This is a genomic window from Vibrio sp. 1580 (genome assembly GCF_033340055.1).
Genome location: NZ_JAWOVT010000470.1, coordinates 1 through 592 on the forward strand (window position 1 = coordinate 1; position 592 = coordinate 592).

Sequence of the window (592 nt, forward strand, 5' to 3'; positions counted from 1 at the left end):
TTAAAAGCCGCCTTTTGTTAGGCCAGCAGCAAGGATGGCAGTCATGTGGTGTGTGCGACGAGCAATGGTGCGTAGACCTTCTGCACAGTGGTAAACCGCGTAGAAAGATGCCATGTTTGCTAGTAACGCTTGAGCGGTACAGATGTTTGATGTCGCTTTTTCGCGGCGGATGTGCTGCTCGCGAGTTTGCATTGCCATACGAAGTGCTTGGTTGCCTTTTGCATCGATAGAAACACCGATAACACGGCCTGGCATTGTACGTTTGTGTTTGTCACGAGTTGCCATGAATGCCGCGTGTGGACCGCCGTAACCCATTGGTACGCCGAAACGCTGAGCTGAACCGATTGCGACGTCTGCGCCCATTTCTCCAGCAGGTTTCAATAGGGTAGAAGCAAGCAGGTCAGTCGCAACAGTAACAAGCGTTTTGTTTGCTTGTGCTTTCGCGATGATGTCCGTTAGATCACGAACTTCACCCGTTGTGCTTGGGTATTGAACCAGCGCGCCGAATACGTCTTGCTCTGGTAGAGATTCTAAAGAGCCAACTAGCACTTCAAAACCGATGAATTTAGCACGCGTTTTTACCACTTCGATG

Annotated in this window: 1 pseudogene; it reads right to left on the bottom strand. The window is 50.3% G+C overall.

Going from position 1 to position 592, the window contains the following annotated elements:
- Positions 1-592, bottom strand: a pseudogene (locus R7093_RS26650) (glycine dehydrogenase (aminomethyl-transferring)); the annotation flags it as partial.